Source organism: Bacillus sp. I-2 (genome assembly GCF_001974945.1).
GTDB lineage: Bacteria > Bacillota > Bacilli > Bacillales > Bacillaceae > Bacillus > Bacillus safensis.
The window spans coordinates 51,047-71,058 of record NZ_LZRW01000003.1 but is presented as its reverse complement, the minus strand read 5'-3'; the positions used below and the strand labels follow the sequence as shown (position 1 = coordinate 71,058).

Here is a 20,012-nt window from a genome sequence, read left to right as displayed (position 1 = left end):
TTGGTCTGCCGTTATCAGAACTATAATGATCTTTGACAAGATCATAAACGAAATCAAAATCGATCGCTTGATCAATTTTTCGTACAAGATGATCTTCAGGCACTAATTCATCTAAGGCCACGACTTCCAATTGATTTCTTCTTTCTTCTTCACGTTTCGATAACATATTTATCCCCCACAGAAATGTGTTATTACCCTTATTATACAAAAAAGCTTGTAGACTTTGTCTACAAGCTGAGCCGCTGATGACAGCGGCTTTTTTTATTCATTGTAGGAAAGAACGGCGTTAGCGAGTACCTTTGCTGCGATAGGCATTGCTTTTTCGTTGATATCAAACTTTGGATGATGATGTGGATACACGTCCTGGCTGTTTTCGGGCATGGCGCCTGTGTAGAAGAAGGTACCAGGGACATGCTGAAGGTAGTAAGCAAAGTCTTCTCCGCCCATTTGGGTTTCCGCTTCTTTTACTTCTGTGACACCTTCTGTCTGGTTTGCAATGCCAGCAATATATTCAGTCGGCTTTGGATGGTTTTTGACAGCAGGGTATCCTCTGACGTATTCATATGTGTAGGCAGCATCATGCATCTGGCATACCCCTTTTACCACCTGTTCAATTTCTCGTTCGATGATATGCCGTGCACTTTCTTCAAAGGATCGTGCAGTACCAGTTAAAACAGCTGAATCTGCAATAACGTTAAAGGCATTCTCCGCTACAAAACCTCCAACAGAAACAACAGCAGAATCAATTGGATTGACTTTACGTGCAACGACTTGCTGCAGGTTTGCGACGATTTGTGAACCGATGAGTACGGCATCTTTTGTTAAATGAGGCTGGGCGCCGTGTCCGCCTTTCCCTTGGACTTGAATGGAGAAACGATCGGCGGCTGCCATAAAGTTCCCGCTTTTATAAAGAATCGTGCCACAAGGCTCTGAAGACCAAAGGTGCGTACCGAATATCACATCGACACCGTCTAAACAGCCGTCTTCAATCATTGGTTTTGCACCGCCGGGAGCATATTCCTCGGCATGCTGATGAATGAGGACGATCTTTCCTTTTAATTGATCACGATGCGTATGCAAGATTTTTGCTAATACAAGAAGTGTCGCAGTATGCCCATCGTGACCGCACGCATGCATCACACCAGGCTTTGTTGATTTGTAAGGTACATCTTTTTCATCGTGAATGGGAAGTGCATCAAAATCAGCTCTGAGGGCAATGGTTGGTCCCGGAGAAGCTCCTTCAATAAAAGCGAGTACGCCATGACCGCCCACCTTGGTGCGCGTAGGTATTTGTAATGTATCATAGTAGCTGGCGATGAAAGCGGCTGTTTCTTCTTCCTGAAAAGAAAGTTCAGGATTCATATGGAGATGGCGTCTAATTTCAACCATTTCCTCATAATGTTCATCAAGACGTTCATTGATGCTTTTTTGTAAAGTGGATATTGTCATTGAATCGAAAACCTCCTTCATGCTCTTTTACTGATTGTATGGTAATTGTTAGAATCTTTCAACAGAAGAGGATTTCGTGGTCAGTATCAAAAGGTCATTTTACATAAAAGTCGAAGTGGATATGAAGCAGGGAAAGGGAGGAGTAGCGTTGGGAAGCTGTCCAAATTGTTCAAAAACATTTTCTTTCGTCGAAAAATTTCATTTATCACATACGAAAATGATGATGTGTCCAAGCTGCCGGCATCAAATCAAAGAAACATTTGTCTCAAAAATGAGTTTTTTCATGATCTGCTTGATTCCACTATTGGTGCTGCTGATTCAATTGAAAGGTGCTTCACCTATGTTGAAGTGGCCGATCTTATTAGGTTGGATATTGCTAAATTTCTATGTGCTTCAGCCGATCATTCATCGGTACGAGCTGAAATCAAGCTCATAAAATGAAGAGCCCAGCGACTGGGCTTTTTTTGATGAAAAAAAGAAGTGCTAGAGCAGCACTTCCTTAATTGTCTGTGACGGCATGGTAGGATGTGAGGTAAGCTGGACGAGAGAAAATGGAGCCTGTATCCTCGTGTGGCTGAAAGAATGCTTCTGATTCTTGAAAGTCTTGAAATAAGTCCTCTGATTCCCAAAGTGTCAAAATCAAATAAACTTCTTCATCTTTTTTAGGTCTTAACACGCGAATAGCCTGGAAGCCGCGCTGATGTTCTGAGATGTTCGTTTTTTTCTGAAAGGTGGATTCAAACAGTGCTCTGCTTTCAAGCTTAACAGGGATATGATTCAAGGTGACGAAACCAGATTGGACAAGCTCGCCTTTCGCATAAATCACATCATAGGCATGAGGGGCTTTAAATACAGTCTCACCCTCCGTTTCATGAAAAAGAGCTGCTTGTTCTTTTCCGACCATATAAAGCAGATTTTCCAGATGGTGTTTTTTTGCGATTTTATGCAAAAAATCTGCTGTTCCATATGTAATATAGAAATTCATCTAAACCGCCTCCTGCTTGATAGTATAACAAAAGAATGATATATAATTCTTTGGCAGTCAATCCATAAAACATATTATGAAGCAATACATCCCATACTATCCGTATAAAGGAATGAGGTGACCTAATTTGAAGAAAAAGAAGATAATCATTCCATTAGTCATTGCAGGAAGTACAATTGTACTCTCATTTATTGGCTATCTGACGATTTTATTTTTAGGACATTATGTCATAGATGAAAAGAAGCTTGTTTTTCATGCTTCCTCCAAAATCATTGATCAGAATGGAAAAGAACTCACAAGCATGTATTCAGAAAATCGGGACCCTGTTTCATTAAAAGAGGTGCCCGATAAAGTAGCAAAAGCTTTTGTGGCTGTCGAGGACAAGCGTTTTTACGAGCATCACGGAATTGATGCACAGTCTATTTCAAGGGCGGTTTATCGAGATATATTAGCAGGAGGGAAGGTAGAGGGCGGCAGTACAATCACCCAGCAGCTCGCAAAAAATATTTTTCTCACAAATGACAAAACCTTTCTTCGAAAAACGAAAGAAGTCATTATTGCCATTAATTTAGAAAGAGATTATTCAAAGGATAAGCTGCTAGAGATGTATTTGAATCAGCTTTACTTTGGCCATGGTGTTTATGGTATTCAGGCAGCAGCCAATTATTACTTTAGCAAGGATGTCAAAGATTTAACGGTCAGCGAAGGTGCCACACTCGCTGCGATGCCAAAGGCACCATCTTCTTACTCGCCTGTTTTACACCCTGATAAAAATAAACAGAGGCGGGACACCATCCTGAATTTAATGAACGAACAAGGATATTTGTCTTCAACAGAAACAGTAGAAGCAAAAGGAAGAACACTAGGCATTCATTTAAAAAAGAAATCAGAAACGCCTTGGGTGGACAGCTATGTTGATCTTATTATTAAAGAAGCAGAATCAGAGTATGCCATTTCACATGAACAATTGCTTCAAGGCGGCTATACCATTACAGTTCCGATTGATATGAATCTGCAAAAAACCGCTTATGAAGCGATGAAGAACAACCGTTATTTCCCGGGAAAAAGCGGTTCTCCGGAAGGCAGCGCCGTATTTATTGATAACGAGTCTGGTGGAGTGAAAGCAGCCATCGGGGGACGAGAATATCAGGCAAGAGGCTACAACAGGGTGACAGCTGTTAGGCAGCCGGGATCTGTTTTTAAGCCGATCGCGGTCTACGGTCCGGCAATGCAGGAGAAAAAATTCAGACCTTATTCACTGCTTGAAGACAAAGAAAAAAGCTATGACGGCTATTCACCTAAGAATTACGATGGGCGGTATGAAGGCAGGGTCACAATGGTGGAAGCCCTCATGAAAAGTAAAAATACCGCTGCTGTGTGGACATTAAGCCAGCTGGGCATTGATATGTCGAAATCATATCTCGAGAAAATGGGGATAGATATCTCGGATAAAGGCTTAGCTATTGCGCTAGGCGGTTTAGAAAAAGGAGTTTCTCCATTACAGATCGCTGGAGCCTTTCATACATTTGCAAATGAAGGCGTATATAAAAAGCCTTTCTTTATTCAAAAAATCACCAATGATGAAGGAGAAACTGTAGAAAAGAATCGTAGTCAGCAAGAACGAGTATTTAGTGTGCAGAATGCTTGGAATATGACAAGAATGCTCCAGCAAGTCGTCAAGGGCGGAACAGCCCAGAGCGGTTCATACGCTGGAGATTTAGCAGGTAAGACAGGTACGACCACATATTCAGGTGTGAAAGGTGCAACAAAGGATGCTTGGTTTGCCGGCTATACGCCTAGTACAACGGGTGCAATTTGGATGGGGTATGACAAAACCGATAACAGCCACTATTTAACTGGAGGCAGTCAATACCCTGTGCAGCTGTTTAAAGATATTTTAACAGCAGCTCAAATCACCAATGAAACGTTTGAAAAACCAGAGGGGATTAAAGAGCTCGAGTCGCCCATCCATTTAGAGGGATTATCAGGATTTGAAGCCCGCTATGCGTTTAAAATCAAAGGCTTGTTTACATTAGAGCTGTCTTGGGACAATCAGGAGGATAAACGCATTGAATACCGCATCTATGAAAAGAGAAATGGAAGCGAGACGCTGATCGACACAGTGACAGGCGTGGGCAGCTATACAATGCCGTATGCCAATGTATTTTCAAATGCAGAGTATAAGGTTGTTCCATATAATACCCAAACGCAAGAAGAAGGAGAAGGCAGTCCATATGTCAAGCCAGAGGCTTTTGGACGTTAATATTCGGCGATTTTTTGAACATTGAGCCGCTTTAGTATACCGTGCCTTGAAAAAACGGTATAGTAAAAGCAGGTTTGAGCCTTGTACAAAAAGAGAGTATAAGGCGAAAGGTGGAATGAAAGGTAATGGGAAAAACGAAGGTTTTTAATGACACGTTCTTAAAGGCGTGTAAAGGGGAAAAAACAGACCATGTACCAGTTTGGTATATGAGACAGGCAGGACGCTCACAGCCTGAATATCGTGCCCTTAAAGAAAAATACGGGCTATTTGAAATTACGCATCAGCCAGAGTTATGTGCTTATGTAACAAGACTTCCTGTAGAACAATATGGTGTAGATGCCGCTATTTTATATAAAGATATTATGACCCCGCTTCCGGCTATTGGAGTGGACGTAGAAATTAAAAATGGAATTGGACCTGTGATTGATGCACCGATTCGATCTAAAGCAGATATTGAACGTCTTGGGGAACTTCATCCTGAAGAAGACTTGCCATATGTGCTTGATACCATTCAGCTTTTAACGAAGGAGCAGCTGAATGTTCCGCTTATCGGTTTTGCTGGCGCACCATTTACGATGGCAAGCTATATGATTGAAGGCGGTCCATCTAAAAATTATCATAAAACAAAGGCGCTGATGTACAGTGATCCTGAGGCGTGGATGCTGCTCATGAACAAGTTAGCTGATATGACGATCACGTACATACGTGCGCAGGTAAAAGCCGGGGTCAGTGCATTTCAAATTTTCGACTCATGGGTTGGCGCTTTAAATGCAGCAGATTACCGGACATTCATTAAGCCTGTCATGCAGCGAATTTTCACAGAGCTGAAGTCTGAAAACGTCCCAATGATCATGTATGGAGTTGGTGCAAGCCATTTAGCGAAAGATTGGCATGACCTGCCGCTTGATGTGGTTGGACTGGATTGGCGTATGAGTGTAGACGAAGCAAGAAAAGAAGGGCTCACAAAAACGTTACAGGGGAACCTCGATCCAACCATCTTACTTGCTCCTTGGGAAGTCATTGAAGAGAGAGCAAAAGATATTTTAGATCAAGGAATGAAATCAGATCACTTTATCTTTAACTTAGGTCATGGGGTATTTCCTGATGTTTCACCAGATACGTTAAAGAAGCTGACAGATTTTATTCACGATTATTCAGCGAAACATAAAAAATCATCCATCTAAACTATTTCAACTGATCTGAAGGAGTGTTGGTTGTGGAGAAAAAGAAAATGGGACTTCTTGTCATGGCATATGGCACCCCATATAAAGAAGAAGATATTGAGCGTTATTATACACATATCCGCAGAGGCAGAAAGCCGGAGCCAGAGATGCTGCAAGATTTGAAGGATCGCTACAAGGCAATCGGCGGTATTTCTCCTTTATCAAAAATTACCGAACAGCAGGCAAATGGTTTGTGTGATCATTTGAACGACATCCAAGACGACATTGAATTTCATGTCTACATTGGCTTAAAGCATATTGAGCCGTTTATTGAGGATGCAGTTGCAGAGATGCACAAGGACGGCATCACAGAAGCAGTGAGTATTGTTCTTGCGCCGCATTTTTCAACCTTTAGCGTGAAATCGTATAACAAGCGTGCACAAGATGAGGCAGACAAGCTTGGCAATCTGAAGATTACGTCTGTGGAAAGCTGGTACGATGAGCCGAAGTTTGTGGACTATTGGGTGAAACAAGTGAAGGATACGTATGCATCGATGAGTGAAGAGGAAAGAGAATCAGCCGTACTCATTGTGTCTGCACACAGTCTTCCTGAAAAAATTATTGCAGCAGGAGATCCATATCCTGATCAGCTCGCACAATCTGCCAAAATGATTGCAGAAGGTGCAGGAATTGAACATTATGAAATTGGCTGGCAAAGCGAAGGCAACACGCCTGATCCATGGCTTGGACCAGACGTTCAAGACTTAACACGGGACCTATTCGAACAAAAAGGCTATAAAACGTTCGTATATGTGCCTGTTGGGTTTGTCGCTGACCATCTTGAAGTGTTATACGACAACGATTATGAATGTAAAGTCGTGACAGATGAAATCGGTGCAGCCTACTATCGTCCAGAAATGCCAAATGCGAAACCAGCATTTATTGATGCTCTCGCAACTGTCGTATTAAAGAAGCTTGACGAAAGCAAGTAATTATATAAAAGAAGGCGATCCTATGCATGACAATCAAAAACACCTTGTCATCATCGGCGGTGGCATCACTGGTTTAGCCGCCGCCTTCTATTTGGAAAAGGAAGTCGAAGAAAAAGGTCTTCCCATTCAAATATCTCTTATTGAAGCGAGCCCTAGGCTAGGTGGAAAAATCCAAACATTATATAAAGACGGCTACATCATTGAACGTGGACCTGATTCATTTTTAGAAAGAAAGGTCAGTGGACCGCAGCTGGCGAAGGATGTGGGTCTCGCAGATCAGCTCGTCAATAATGAAACAGGGCAGGCATATGTACTAGTCAATGAAACCCTTCACCCGATGCCAAAAGGCGCTGTCATGGGTATTCCAACTCAAATCAGTCCATTCATCACAACCGGTCTTTTTTCAGTTGCAGGAAAAGCGAGAGCCGCAATGGATTTCGTCTTGCCAAAAAGCAAGCAAACAGAAGATCAGTCGCTCGGTGAATTTTTTAGAAGACGTGTCGGTGATGAAGTAGTTGAGAATTTAATCGAACCTCTTCTATCAGGCATTTATGCAGGTGACATTGACCGTCTCAGCTTAATGTCCACCTTCCCGCAGTTTTATCAAACAGAACAAAAGCATCGCAGTTTGATTCTTGGGATGAAAAAATCACAGCAGCATGCGAAAGCGCAGCAAGTGACAGCGAAAAAACAAGGGCAGTTCCAAACGATCAATCAAGGACTTCAAGCGCTTGTTGAAGCAGTAGAAAGCAAGCTCAAGCTGACAACGATTTATAAAGGGACAAAAGTGAAGCAGATTGAAAAAACAGATGGGGGCTACGGTGTGCAATTAGACAGCGGTCAAACGCTTTTTGCTGATTCAGCCATTGTGACAACTCCGCATCAATCGATCTATTCCATGTTTCCAAAAGAAGCGGGGCTTGAGTACTTGCATGATATGACATCTACTTCTGTTGCAACGGTTGCACTCGGTTTTAAAGAAGAGGATGTTCATAATGAATATGATGGCACTGGTTTTGTCATCTCAAGAAACAGTGATTTCTCTATTACAGCCTGTACGTGGACGAACAAAAAATGGCCGCATACAGCTCCTAAAGGAAAAACGCTATTGCGTGCTTATGTAGGGAAGGCTGGCGACGAATCAATTGTCGAGCAGTCAGACCATCAAATCGTCAGCATTGTGCTGGAGGATTTGAAGAAAATCATGGATATTAAAGCAGATCCAGAACTGACGACAGTGACTCGCTGGAAGACGAGCATGCCGCAATATCACGTCGGTCATCAAAAAGCCATTTCGAACATGCGAGAAACGTTTAAGCAATCATATCCTGGTGTTTATATCACAGGTGCTGCTTTTGAAGGTGTCGGAATCCCTGATTGTATTGATCAAGGAAAAGCTGCCATTTCAGAGGCTGTATCTTATCTATTTTCATAAAACAAACTCCCTTTTCTATCAAGGAAAGGGAGTTTTTCATGTTCGAATATTTCAAAAAGAGTTGTGAATCATAAAAGTGAACAAAGTTGTTGCATCCGGAGAAAAGGATGTGGTATATTACTTTCTGTACTTAATGACCAAAACGTTCAAATAGTCATTTTGGGAGTGAGATCATGAGTGTTGATAGGAGACAAATGATTTTAGACGGGGCTACGAAGGCATTTACTCAATTCGGGTATAAAGCCACCACAATGGACCTTGTGGCGAAGCTTGCCAACGTCGGAAAAGGAACCATTTATACCTTTTTCAAAAACAAAGAAGAGCTGTTTGATGAAATTTTCACATCCCTTTTAATGGAGATGAGGAAAATTGCGGATGAAGCAATGGATGAGGAGAAAAGTTTCTCTGAAAATCTTCACTTAGCACTCTTTGCAATATTGGAATTTCGAAAAAACCACCAGCTCACAATCAAAATCTTTCAGGAAAGTGCGGAGCTTGGCACGTCAGCGGTCAAGGAAATGATTGAGAAGATGGAGCAAATGATCATTCGCTATATTAAAACGAAAGTAAAAGAAGCGATTGATAAAGGCGATATTAAGCCTTGTGATCCTGAATTGACTGCATTTGTGATGGTGAAACTATATATTGCACTTATTTTTGATTGGGAAAAGCGATACGAGCCTTTAACAAAAGAAGAGGTGGCCGAGTCGCTGGAGCTTTATGTACTCAAAGGACTTTTAGCAGCAACATAATTTTTTTTAAGTTCAAATGACCAAATTCTAAATTTAGTCATTCATCTATGGGAGGAAAACAGCAATGAATTTAATTCGGAATCAATGGAAAGACATTGTGACGAGCAAAAAACTACTGATCCCGATTTTCGCTGTCTTATTTATTCCGCTGATTTACAGCGGCGTATTTTTAAAAGCGTACTGGGATCCTTATGGTACAGTTGATCAATTGCCTGTAGCGGTTGTCAACTTGGATGAAGGCAGTCATTATGACGGAAAAACACTGCATGTCGGCGATGATTTAGTGAAGGAATTAAAGAAAAATGATAATTTCAAATGGAACTTTGTCGATAGTGAAGAAAAAGCCTTGAAGGGATTAAATAACGAGGATTATTATCTCGTCGTGGAAATACCAAAGGATTTCTCGAAAAATGCAAGTACAGTCCTTGATAAACATCCGAAAAAATCGAATCTGAAATATTATACGAATCCAGGCGCCAACTATGCGGCGTCACAAATTGCGAATAATGCCATTATCAAATTAAAAGATTCGGTTTCAAAGGAAGTCACAAAAAATTACGCAGAGGTCATTTTTGATAACTTCAAAACGATTGCAAAAGGCTTAGATCAAGCAAGCGATGGTGCGAAGAAAATTGATGACGGAACAAAAAGTGCAAAAGATGGCAGTAACAAGTTAAAGGATAATTTAGCAAAATTGGCTGAAGGAACATTAACCTATAGCGAAGGTGTTCATCAGTTTGCTGGTAAAATGGGTGAATTGAACACAGGGATACAATCTCTTGACAGCGGTCTTGGCCAGCTCTTAACAGGCTATCAAACCATCGATCAGAAATTTGGGGAGCTTGGTACAGGGATTGATACATTGACTGAAGGGCTAAACACAAGCCGCGAAGGCCATCAGCAGCTCGCTTCTAAAATGCCGCAATTTACAGCGGGTATTGAGCAGCTAAACAACAAAGCACAATCTTTTTCAGAAAAAATCGAAGCAGTAGAAAAAGTCTTGTCTTCACCAGAATTAGCGAATCTTGAAAAGATGGCGCCTAAACTTGATCAGGTGAAAAAAGACGCAAAAACGTTTAGTACAAAACTTGCTTCATTAAAAGAAGCGTTATCGAATCGAGATGCTAAAGTAAAAAGCATCATCCAAAACAGCTCAATGACAGATGAAGAGAAAAAGGCGGCAATGGATCAGCTTGACAGTTTGCCTAAAATCGAACTGCCTGATCTGTCTGGACTTGAACAAAGCTTAGCAGCCTTGCAGGAACTGCCTGATGCTAGTGAGGTTCAATCTGCGGTTGCTTCTGCAAAAGCTCAGCTGCAGCAAGTCAAACAGCTGCCAAAGAAAACGGAACAGCTGTACACGTCTACAGTCGCGATACAAAATGCGATTGATCAAATGACATCTGGTACGAATAAATTGTATCAAGGTGCACTAAAGCTCCAAACAGGCCAAGGCCAATTACAAGATGGTCTGCAAACAGCAAATGGAAAGCTTGATACAGCGAAAAGCGGTGCGGATAAGCTTGCCAATGGTTCAAGCCAGCTGAGTGCAGCGTTAAATAAGCTGGAAAGTGGTTCAACGAATATCCAAAGCAACACATCTAAGCTTGCTGAAGGCTCAAAATCACTCGATAAAGGATTGGGAGATTTAAAGAGCGGTACAGGTAAGCTGTCCGATAAATTAAAAAGCGCCGCTGATGAAACAGGAGAAATTGATGCGGGTCAAGACAATTACAATATGATTGCGAGTCCCGTGAAAACAGAAAATGATACAGCGAAAAAGATCGATAATTATGGTACAGGGCTCACACCTTATATTTTATCGATGGGACTCTTTGTAGGGGCTCTCATGCTCACAGTTGTATTCCCAATGAAAGACCCTGCTGGACGCCCTAGAAATGCGTTTGAATGGTTTTTCAGCAAATATAGTGTGCTCCTCTTTGTCGGTATCCTGCAAGCAGTCATTGCAAGCTCCATGCTCATCTTTGGGCTTGGTCTTGAGGTGGAAAGCCTCTGGCGCTTCTATCTCTTTGCGATTATCGTCAGTCTGACATTCTTAGCGATCATTCAGCTGCTGGCGACAACGATGGGGAACCCAGGACGCTTCATTGCCGTTATTATCTTGGTTCTTCAGCTCGCAGCAAGTGCTGGTACATTCCCGCTTGAGCTTGTGCCGAAATTCTTCCAAGTCATTCATAGTCTGCTTCCAATGACGTATACCATCAACGGATTTAGAACGATCATTGCAAGCGGTGATGACAGCTATTTATGGCACCAAGCAGCGATCCTTGGAACAGTTGCGATCATCATGATGGCAGCAACTACAGCATACTTTGCTTGGAACGTAAGAAAAATGAAACAGGACGAAGCTTAATCTATGAATCCTTTCTCTTTATAGAGGAAGGATTTTTCATTTGAAATTAGACATCTCGAACCTGAAGCGATATATTTTAAGAAGAGATGCTGAAAAAGGCATACATGGAAGGAATTGCTTTCAGACAAAGGAGGAAATGCCGAATGACAACTGAAGTAAACGAAACCGTTCAGCTGATTCAAAAGCTCGTATCAATCCCAAGTCCCTCAGGCAATACAGAAAAAGTGATCGGCTTTGTTGAACGTTTTTTACAAGATTTGAATATTGAGACAAAACGAAATCGAAAAGGCGGATTAATTGCCACCATCAAAGGGACAAATGACAAAGAACACCGCATGCTGACAGCGCATGTTGATACGCTCGGTGCGATGGTTAAGGAAATTAAATCAAATGGACGGCTTCGTCTTGCACTCATTGGAGGCTTTCAATATAACTCAATTGAAGGCGAATATTGTGAAATTGAAACAGCATCAGGCCATACATACACAGGTACCATCCTTATGCATCAAACATCCGTTCATGTTTATGCGGATGCTGGAAAAGCGAAACGAGACCAAGAAAATATGGAGATTCGTCTCGATGAAAAGGTGAAAAATGCAGACGATATCAAAGCACTTGGCATTCAAGTAGGGGACTTTATTTCATTTGATCCGAGAGTTGAAGTGACGTCATCAGGATTTATTAAATCAAGACATCTTGATGATAAGGCAAGTGTTGCGCTGCTTTTGCGGCTCATCCACCGGATTCAAAAGGAAAAGATCACATTGCCGCATACGACGCATTTCTTAATTTCCAATAATGAAGAGATTGGCTACGGCGGCAACTCGAATATTCCAGAAGAAACAGTGGAATACCTAGCTGTAGATATGGGTGCGATCGGTGACGGTCAATCAACAGATGAATACAGTGTATCGATTTGTGTAAAGGATTCGAGCGGCCCTTATCACTATGGATTACGCAAGCATTTAGCTGCATTAGCAGAAGAGAACAATATTGATTACCGCCTTGATATTTACCCTTATTATGGCTCTGATGCATCAGCAGCCATTAGAGCAGGGCATGATATCATTCATGGACTGATTGGTCCTGGTATAGATTCCTCGCATGCTTTTGAAAGAACACATGAAGATTCACTTGTCCATACAGCGGATCTCCTTTACTACTATGTTCAATCACCATTAATCACAGCATAAAAAAAGAACCCCGAAAGTTGGGGTTCTTTTTCATTAACTTGAAAGCTGTGTTGGCTCAGGTGCCTCTTGTCCAGTCATCACACGATGTCCTTTTTCAGGGTCATACTGCCCTTCCCATTTAGACATGACAACAGCTGCAAGTGCATTTCCTGTTAAGTTCACAACTGTCCGCGCCATATCCATGATACGATCCACACCTGCAATAAATGCAAGACCTTCAGCAGGTACACCGATCGTTCCTAATGTCGCGAGTAATACAACAAATGAAGTACCAGGAACGGCAGCCATTCCTTTAGATGTAACCATCAGCACAAGAACTAGTGTAAGCTGCTGGACGATCGTAAGGTCAATGCCATATACCTGTGCAAGGAAAAGCGCAGCAATGGCTTGATACAAGACGGAGCCGTCCAGATTAAACGTATAACCGATTGGGATAACGAACGAAACAATTCCTTTTGGACATCCGATGCGCTCCATCTTATCCATGACTCTTGGTAAAACTGTTTCAGAGCTGGATGTACTAAAGGCAAGAAGCATTTCGTCTTTCATGTAAGCAAGAAATCTGAAAATATTGACGCCAATCATCTTTCCGATAATTCCGAATACAACGATAAGGAAGAGTGCGAGCGCAAAATAAACAAGACCTACAAGCTTACCTAATGAAATAAGAGATTCAAGACCAAATTTTGATACGGTCACACCAATGAGTGCAAATACACCAAATGGTGCAGCTTTCATCACAACATTGACGACATGGAACATGGCATGTGATACACCTTCGAAGAAGGCGAGCACTGGTTTACCGCGTTCCCCAATCGCTGAAACGCCAAGTGCAAATAGCACAGTGAAGAAAATAATCGCAAGCAAATCACCTTCCGCCAATGATTGGAAGAAGTTCGTTGGAACGATATGAAGGAACGTATCAGCAACTGATTTGCTGCTTTGCTCTTTTTCCGTTTCAACATACTGGCTAATATCTTGTTTTTCTGCATGTCCAAAGTCAACGCCTGCACCAGGCTGTACAAAGTTTGCAAGGACAAGACCAAGAATAATCGCAAATGTTGTGATTATTTCAAAATAAAGAATGGTTCTAAAACCTAGTTTCCCTACTTTTTTACCATCACCCGCACCTGCAACACCTAAAATTAAGCTGGATACGACAATTGGTATGACAATCATTTTGATGAGCCTTAAGAAGAAGTCTCCAATTGGTTTTAAGTATGTCTCGACACCTGGGTTACCGAAAAAGATTGCCCCAACTACGACACCGAGAATAAGACCGATTAGGATTTGAGTAGCCAATCCAAATTTTAATTTTTTCATAGATTTCCTCCCTAACATATTCATTAAAGGAATATTCCCATTATATTAAGTTTTAATATATGAATTAAAGTATAACTAAAATTAAAGAGGTTCGTCCACGATAAAATTATATTAAGAAAATACAAAATTGTTAGAAAAAATAGACATTTAGAACCCCCTTCATTGTTTCGAGTCAATAAAAAGTGTCTTCAGAACTAAAACTCATCATATGAAAATACTAAAAAACCCATTTGTGACGGGGGTTTTACCTTTTTACCTATTTTTCAGAAAAAATAAAAAGCACTTTTGACTCCAACTGACGAAGGAGGAAAAAAGTGCTTTTTTATTCAATTTATTTCCTTATTTAAGATAACTTACTTGTGAGCATTCCTCACATTCATTACCATAACACTCGTGCTGTTCCATTAAATCATTTCCACATTTTGTGCATTTTTTTGAGGGCAAATTTCTAAAAAACTCTGTGATTTTTCCTAGCATTTGTCATCCTCCAATACGTTTTGTTGCTATTATTGTATTATAACAGATTAATAATTGTCAATCTGTTTTGCAACAATAGGCAGGAAGAATGCTTTTTCCATGAAAAATGGGTATATTATAAGAAGGGGATTTTTAGAAAAGGAGGGAAAAATGACGATGAAATTAACCGTAATTGGATGCTACGGAGGGTTTCCGGCAGCTGGTGAAGCGACATCAGGCTACCTTTTTGAATCAGATGGCTTTCGTCTTCTTGTAGACTGCGGAAGCGGTGTTCTTTCAAAGCTGCAGCAATACATTGATATAGAAGAACTAGATGCTGTTCTCCTTTCTCATTATCACCATGATCATATTGCAGATATCGGACCACTTCAATATGCGAAGCTAGTGGGGTATCACTTAGGAAAAAGCAGCGGTCCGCTTCCGATCTATGGCCATACTGGTGATCAAGAAGCATTTGGACGGCTTTCTGAAGATGTACATACAAAGGCAGAGCCTTATCAGCCGGAAGAAGGGATTCAAGTCGGACCCTTTCAAATTGATTTTTTGAAAACGGTTCATCCGGCAGAATGCTATGCAATGAGAATTCAGGCAGAAGATGCTGTGGTCGTGTATACAGCAGACTCAAGCTATCAGGAGGCATTTATTCCATTTAGCAAAGGGGCAGATCTGCTCATTGCCGAAAGTAATTTTTACGCTGGACAAGATGGATCAGGTGCTGGACATATGAACAGTACGGAAGTAGGGAAGATTGCAAAGGAAGCAAATGTTGGGGAACTCATCATCACCCATCTGCCCCATTTTGGCCGTCATAAAGACCTAGTCAATGAAGCACAGGCGTTATATACTGGCAGTATACAGCTTGCCCATTCAGGGCTTAGATGGAACAAGGAAGGAAGATAGAGATGCTGTTTATCGATAACGAACAACATTATGATCCAATGATTAATTTGGCAATTGAAGAATATTGCTTAAAATATTTAGATCCAGAAGAAACATATTTGCTGTTTTACATCAATCAGCCGTCGATCATTATTGGAAAGAACCAAAATACAATAGAAGAAATCAACACAAAGTATGTGGAAGACAACGGAATCAAAGTCGTGCGCCGCTTATCCGGCGGTGGTGCAGTTTACCATGACAAAGGGAACTTAAACTTCAGCTTTATCACAAAAGATGATGGAGACAGCTTCCATAACTTTAAAAAGTTCACAGAGCCAGTCATCAAAGCGCTTGAAAAGCTGGGCGTTAAAGCTGAATTGAGCGGCAGAAATGACATCATGGCAGATGGACGTAAAATTTCTGGAAATGCCCAGTTCGCAACAAGAGGACGTATTTTCAGCCATGGCACACTGCTATTTGATTCAGAAATTGAACATGTGGTTTCGGCTTTAAATGTGAAAAAAGAAAAAATTGAATCAAAAGGCATCAAATCGATTAGAAGCAGGGTTGCCAATATTAGTGAACTGATGGATCAAAAAATGACAACAGAAGAATTTAGAAAAATTCTTTTAAGCTACATTTTTGATACAAATGGGGACGTGCCTCAATATCGCCTAACTGAAAAGGATTGGGAAAAGATTCACGAAATTTCTCGAGATCGCTATCAAAAATGGGAATGGAACTACGGCCGTTCACCGAAATTTAATTTGCAGCATTCTAAGAGATTCCCTGCAGGCTCCATTGATTTGCGATTAGAAGTGAAAAAAGGGATGATCCAGGATTGCAAAATCTTTGGTGATTTCTTTGGCGTAGGGGATATTGCCGATATTGAGAAGCGGCTCATCGGACAGCAATATGATCGTAAAACGATCAGTGATGTCTTAGAAGATATGGATATGCGCCACTATTTCGGCAACGTATCAAAAGAGGATTTTCTTGATTTGATTTATTAAATGCGGGAAAGCACGGCTAGAGATAGCAGTGCTTTTTTGATTGAAGGAAATGAAAGCGATTTACATTTGATCTTGTGGATTTTTTCGATTGTCTATTATAATAGAAAGGAGGAATGTTCGGCCATAAAATGAATGGTCATTCATTCATTGATGACATGTAAGGGGTGGGAGAATGGATTTGATCAAAAATCTTCAGCAGACGGCGATGACGAAGGGAGAAAATATCGCACTGATCTTTGAAGGAAAGAAGTGGACCTATCGAGAGCTGATGACAAGTATCGAGCGTTTTGCAGATGGATTAGTGAGCGAAGGGTTTCAAGCTGGGGATCATATCGCGCTTATTTTGGGAAATTCACCGCATTTTGTCATTTCTTTTTTTGGCGCATTAAAGGCAGGGCTTGTCGTTGTACCTATTAACCCAACATACACACCTAGTGAAATTGGATATATGCTCATCACAGGCGATGTGAAAGGTATTGTGGCGCCTGAACAGCTTCTGCCAGTTTACGAGCAGGTGTATGAGCAGCTTCCGTCCATTGAAAGAGTCATTATTTGTGCAGAAAATGAATCGGCGTGCAGATCAAGCTTCAAGGAAGTATCTGATCGACTTGTTTTCTTTGGAAAGCTTGTGACAGGTGCTGCGAATGAAAACGTACATCCTTCCATTCAGCCAGATGATACTGCTGTTATTTTATTTACATCTGGCACGACAGGAAAACCAAAAGGTGCCATGCTGACTCATTTCAACCTTTATTCAAATGCCAGAGATGTCGCTGAGTATTTATCAATTGATAAAAAGGACAAGGTTATTGCCGCTTTGCCAATGTTCCATGTATTTTGTTTAACAGTCTGTATGAATGCGCCGTTGATTCATGGTGCGACGATTTATGTCTTGCCGCATTTCAGCCCGTCAGAGCTTTTGCGCATGATGGAAAAAGAGAAGCCAACGCTATTTGTTGGAGTGCCCACCATGTATAACTATTTGTACCGCCAGGAGGGACATGAGGAAGCGATGTCATCCGTGAGGATCTGTATATCAGGTGGTGCCTCAATGCCTGTTGCCTTACTGCATGGCTTTGAGGAAAAATTCGGTGTTACGGTCCTTGAGGGCTATGGGCTATCAGAGGCATCTCCAGTGACTGCATTCAATCCTCTTGACGGAAAAAGAAAACCAGGTTCTGTCGGGACTGACATTATGAATGTGAAGAATAAAATTGTGAATGAACTAGGAGAAGAAGTCGGTCCAAATGAAGTCGGAGAGCTGATAGCAAAAGGGCCAAACATCATGAAAGGCTATTATCAAATGCCAGAAGATACGGAAGCTGCACTAAGAGACGGCTGGCTGTATACTGGTGATTTGGCGAGAAGAGATGAAGAAGGATATATTTATATTGTCGATCGGAAAAAGGATATGATTCTTGTTGGCGGTTATAATGTTTATCCAAGAGAAGTAGAAGAAGTACTCTATCAACATGAAGCTGTAGCAGAAGCCGTCGTCATCGGTGTGCCAGACCCAAACACAGGAGAGGCAGTCGTCTGTTACATTTCCCCTAAGAAACATGCTCACATCAATCAAGAAGACATCATCACACATTGTTCACGCTATTTAGCAAAATATAAGCAGCCCCAAACGATCCATTTCATAGATGATATTCCTAAAAACACAACAGGTAAAATTTTAAGAAGAGCGCTAAGAGAAAAGTATCAAGCAGAAGAAAGTAAATAAAAAAAGGGAGTCTCTGATGAGGAGACTCCCTTAGCATGTAGACAAATCCTCGCAATTCAAGGTTTTCTCTCAAAGATCATTTCAGCTCTTTTGAATGGCTTCTTTTAACTGTCTTTGAAAAGAATTCGACTGTTTTTGATTCAGTTCATAAAACGTTCCATCAACTAAAAAAACGACCTGTGATCGGTTGGTCCAAAGCTGGAAGGTGGTGCCGTTTGTTCGTCCGAACATCACCTTGGCGATATAATCGGGCTTTTTTAAATTTTTCTTGAGATGATTGCTTGTTTGTTTGCCTTTATTTAATTCTTCAATTAAATCTTCTACTGTGTCTTTATCATCTATTTCATAAGAGATGGCTTCATTCGCAGGTGAGAGCAGCAATTTTTCTGCTCGATTCTCATCAAAGATTTCGCTCGTCCGGCTGAACACATAAAAGAAGGTGATTAATAAAAGTCCAAAAATCACAACTCCTGCAAGGATTTTCTTCATTTTGATCCTCCAACTTACTGTTTTACATGTAGCTTCTCCGATTTTTGAGTCGCATAATCATTTTTTTCGCGAAAGCTTTTTCAGATGGGGCATGCTATGATGGAGCCACATGAGACAGGTTCTAAACGAAAAAATGCGTGACTAGAATAGAGAGAGGATGGAAAGGAGGCTGACCTGTGCGAGTACGTAAATGGGTAGCTCTTGCAACGGTAGCATACATATTGTACGGTCTTTTTATTTATTCGTATCTGTTTCTAATGGGGGATTCATCGGTACCTGAAAGTGTAAAAGGGACAAGTGCAGATCCGCATACCTTTATGACGAGTCATGAGCTTGTGATCAGCGAGAATTTCTCGAATATACGAAATCTGCTGTATTTCATAACCATCCCATTAGATTGGTATGTCTTTTTTCTTTTGCTCATTTTAGGGTTTTCACGGAAAATAGCAGACTGGAGCCTGGCAGCAGCTCGTTTCAAGTTTTTAAGCAAACTTGTGTATGTGTTTGTGCTGTCACTTCTAACAATGATCATTTCATTGCCAATTAAGTGGATTGGCTATCAGCTGTCTTTGCACTACGGAGTTTCTGCACAAAGTACGGCAAGCTGGTTAAAAGATCAAACACTGGATTTTTGGATTCAATATCCGCTCCTTGCCCTTTGTGCTATTGTGTTCTTTTGGCTGATTCAAAAGAGAAGAAAACGCTGGTGGCTGTATGCGTGGTGTTTGACAGTCCCAGTTACGCTGTTTCTCTTCTTTATACAGCCGGTCGTCATTGATCCGTTATATAACAATTTTTATCCACTAAAGGATCAAGCTCTAGAGAAGAAAATATTAACGCTGGCAGACAAAGCGCATATTCCGGCAGATCATGTATATGAGGTCAATATGTCTGAGAAAACGAATACGATGAACGCTTATGTCACAGGAATTGGTGAAAATAAGCGTATTGTCTTATGGGACACAACACTGCAAAAGCTGAAAGACCGAGAAATTTTATTTATCATGGCGCATGAAATGGGTCATTACGTCATGAAACACGTCTATATTGGATTAGCAGGATATTTAGTGCTGTCATTGGCCGGATTATTTGCGATCGACCGTCTTTATTTTTATCTTTATCAAAAAGGAGCGACCACATTTCGTCTCAAGGTGTCACATGACATTGCTGCTCTTCCGCTTCTTTTAATTATCGTATCGATGCTGTCATTTGCAGCTTCACCTTTTACAAATGCAGTGTCAAGGCATCAAGAACGGGCAGCCGACGAATATGCGGTGAACATGACAAAAGACGGGGAGGCAGGCGTAACGTCTTTTCAAAAGCTTGCAAAATCAGGGCTGTCCCAGGTAAATCCACCGTTTTTAGTGAAGGTCTTCCGCTATGGACATCCGACCATGATGGAGAGAATCATGGATATGGAAAAAGCGGCGGAAAAAGAGAAAACGCCGAAAAAGCAGTAATAATTAAAATCCGGCTGGATCAGCCGGATTTTTTTATCA

Annotated in this window: 18 protein-coding genes; 12 read left to right on the top strand and 6 right to left on the bottom strand. The window is 41.2% G+C overall.

Features of this window, described 5'->3' with window-relative positions; translation table 11 throughout:
* On the bottom strand, window positions 1-166 hold a 166-nt coding region (locus BAE31_RS19430), incomplete at its 3' end, for a transposase (protein ID WP_481747477.1).
* A gap of 95 nt (window positions 167-261) precedes the next feature.
* The gene (locus BAE31_RS01575; protein ID WP_041117022.1) at window positions 262-1,449 is read right to left on the bottom strand and encodes a M20 family metallopeptidase; all 1,188 of its coding nucleotides are present in this window, start codon (window positions 1,447-1,449) and stop codon (window positions 262-264) included.
* 148 nt (window positions 1,450-1,597) lie between these two features.
* Between BAE31_RS01575 and BAE31_RS01570 the strand changes: the two genes are divergently transcribed.
* Entirely contained in the window at window positions 1,598-1,885 is a 288-nt protein-coding gene (locus tag BAE31_RS01570) for a hypothetical protein (RefSeq protein WP_226015057.1), read from the top strand.
* Window positions 1,886-1,948: 63 nt separating this feature from the next.
* On the opposite strand, the gene BAE31_RS01565 is transcribed toward BAE31_RS01570, so the two are convergent.
* Window positions 1,949-2,434 carry an antibiotic biosynthesis monooxygenase family protein gene (locus BAE31_RS01565; RefSeq protein WP_024426559.1) on the bottom strand — a complete coding sequence of 162 codons (486 nt, stop codon included), beginning with the start codon at window positions 2,432-2,434 and terminating at the stop codon, window positions 1,949-1,951.
* Between the two features lie 127 nt (window positions 2,435-2,561).
* Between BAE31_RS01565 and BAE31_RS01560 the strand changes: the two genes are divergently transcribed.
* The 7 genes from BAE31_RS01560 to BAE31_RS01530 all read left to right on the top strand — a co-directional run bounded on the left by BAE31_RS01560 (window position 2,562) and on the right by BAE31_RS01530 (window position 12,606).
* Complete coding sequence (locus tag BAE31_RS01560; RefSeq protein WP_076839288.1) at window positions 2,562-4,697, top strand: transglycosylase domain-containing protein; 2,136 nt, start codon at window positions 2,562-2,564, stop codon at window positions 4,695-4,697.
* Between the two features lie 125 nt (window positions 4,698-4,822).
* Complete coding sequence (gene hemE, locus BAE31_RS01555) at window positions 4,823-5,881, top strand: uroporphyrinogen decarboxylase (protein WP_024425464.1); 1,059 nt, start codon at window positions 4,823-4,825, stop codon at window positions 5,879-5,881.
* A 32-nt stretch (window positions 5,882-5,913) separates the two neighbouring features.
* Window positions 5,914-6,852, top strand: a complete 939-nt coding sequence (gene hemH, locus BAE31_RS01550; protein ID WP_024426557.1) for a ferrochelatase — start codon at window positions 5,914-5,916, stop codon at window positions 6,850-6,852.
* Window positions 6,853-6,874: 22 nt separating this feature from the next.
* Window positions 6,875-8,287 carry a protoporphyrinogen oxidase gene (gene hemY / locus BAE31_RS01545; RefSeq protein WP_044333704.1) on the top strand — a complete coding sequence of 471 codons (1,413 nt, stop codon included), beginning with the start codon at window positions 6,875-6,877 and terminating at the stop codon, window positions 8,285-8,287.
* Between the two features lie 173 nt (window positions 8,288-8,460).
* Window positions 8,461-9,039, top strand: coding sequence for a TetR/AcrR family transcriptional regulator (locus tag BAE31_RS01540; protein ID WP_034282193.1), 579 nt, complete (start codon window positions 8,461-8,463; stop codon window positions 9,037-9,039).
* 64 nt (window positions 9,040-9,103) lie between these two features.
* Window positions 9,104-11,413, top strand: coding sequence for a YhgE/Pip domain-containing protein (locus BAE31_RS01535; protein ID WP_076839287.1), 2,310 nt, complete (start codon window positions 9,104-9,106; stop codon window positions 11,411-11,413).
* A gap of 143 nt (window positions 11,414-11,556) precedes the next feature.
* On the top strand, window positions 11,557-12,606 hold the full coding sequence (locus BAE31_RS01530; RefSeq protein ID WP_076839285.1) for a M42 family metallopeptidase: 1,050 nt from the start codon (window positions 11,557-11,559) through the stop codon (window positions 12,604-12,606).
* Between the two features lie 33 nt (window positions 12,607-12,639).
* On the opposite strand, the gene BAE31_RS01525 is transcribed toward BAE31_RS01530, so the two are convergent.
* Both BAE31_RS01525 and yhfH read right to left on the bottom strand, forming a co-directional pair.
* The gene (locus tag BAE31_RS01525) at window positions 12,640-13,929 is read right to left on the bottom strand and encodes a cation:dicarboxylate symporter family transporter (RefSeq protein ID WP_041109990.1); all 1,290 of its coding nucleotides are present in this window, start codon (window positions 13,927-13,929) and stop codon (window positions 12,640-12,642) included.
* A gap of 339 nt (window positions 13,930-14,268) precedes the next feature.
* Window positions 14,269-14,406, bottom strand: coding sequence for a protein YhfH (gene yhfH, locus BAE31_RS01520; RefSeq protein WP_008359029.1), 138 nt, complete (start codon window positions 14,404-14,406; stop codon window positions 14,269-14,271).
* 156 nt (window positions 14,407-14,562) lie between these two features.
* Here yhfH and BAE31_RS01515 point away from each other — a divergent pair, with 156 nt between their 5' ends.
* The 3 genes from BAE31_RS01515 to BAE31_RS01505 all read left to right on the top strand — a co-directional run bounded on the left by BAE31_RS01515 (window position 14,563) and on the right by BAE31_RS01505 (window position 18,024).
* Window positions 14,563-15,306, top strand: coding sequence for an MBL fold metallo-hydrolase (locus tag BAE31_RS01515; RefSeq protein WP_076839297.1), 744 nt, complete (start codon window positions 14,563-14,565; stop codon window positions 15,304-15,306).
* Between the two features lie 2 nt (window positions 15,307-15,308).
* Entirely contained in the window at window positions 15,309-16,298 is a 990-nt protein-coding gene (gene lplA / locus BAE31_RS01510; protein WP_024425472.1) for a lipoate--protein ligase, read from the top strand.
* 172 nt (window positions 16,299-16,470) lie between these two features.
* Complete coding sequence (locus BAE31_RS01505; protein WP_076839283.1) at window positions 16,471-18,024, top strand: fatty acid--CoA ligase family protein; 1,554 nt, start codon at window positions 16,471-16,473, stop codon at window positions 18,022-18,024.
* Window positions 18,025-18,105: 81 nt separating this feature from the next.
* On the opposite strand, the gene BAE31_RS01500 is transcribed toward BAE31_RS01505, so the two are convergent.
* The gene (locus BAE31_RS01500) at window positions 18,106-18,513 is read right to left on the bottom strand and encodes a YhfM domain-containing protein (protein WP_041109996.1); all 408 of its coding nucleotides are present in this window, start codon (window positions 18,511-18,513) and stop codon (window positions 18,106-18,108) included.
* Window positions 18,514-18,689: 176 nt separating this feature from the next.
* On the opposite strand from BAE31_RS01500, the gene BAE31_RS01495 reads away from it, so the two are divergent.
* On the top strand, window positions 18,690-19,973 hold the full coding sequence (locus BAE31_RS01495) for a M48 family metallopeptidase (protein ID WP_076839281.1): 1,284 nt from the start codon (window positions 18,690-18,692) through the stop codon (window positions 19,971-19,973).
* Window positions 19,974-20,012 lie beyond the last annotated feature (39 nt).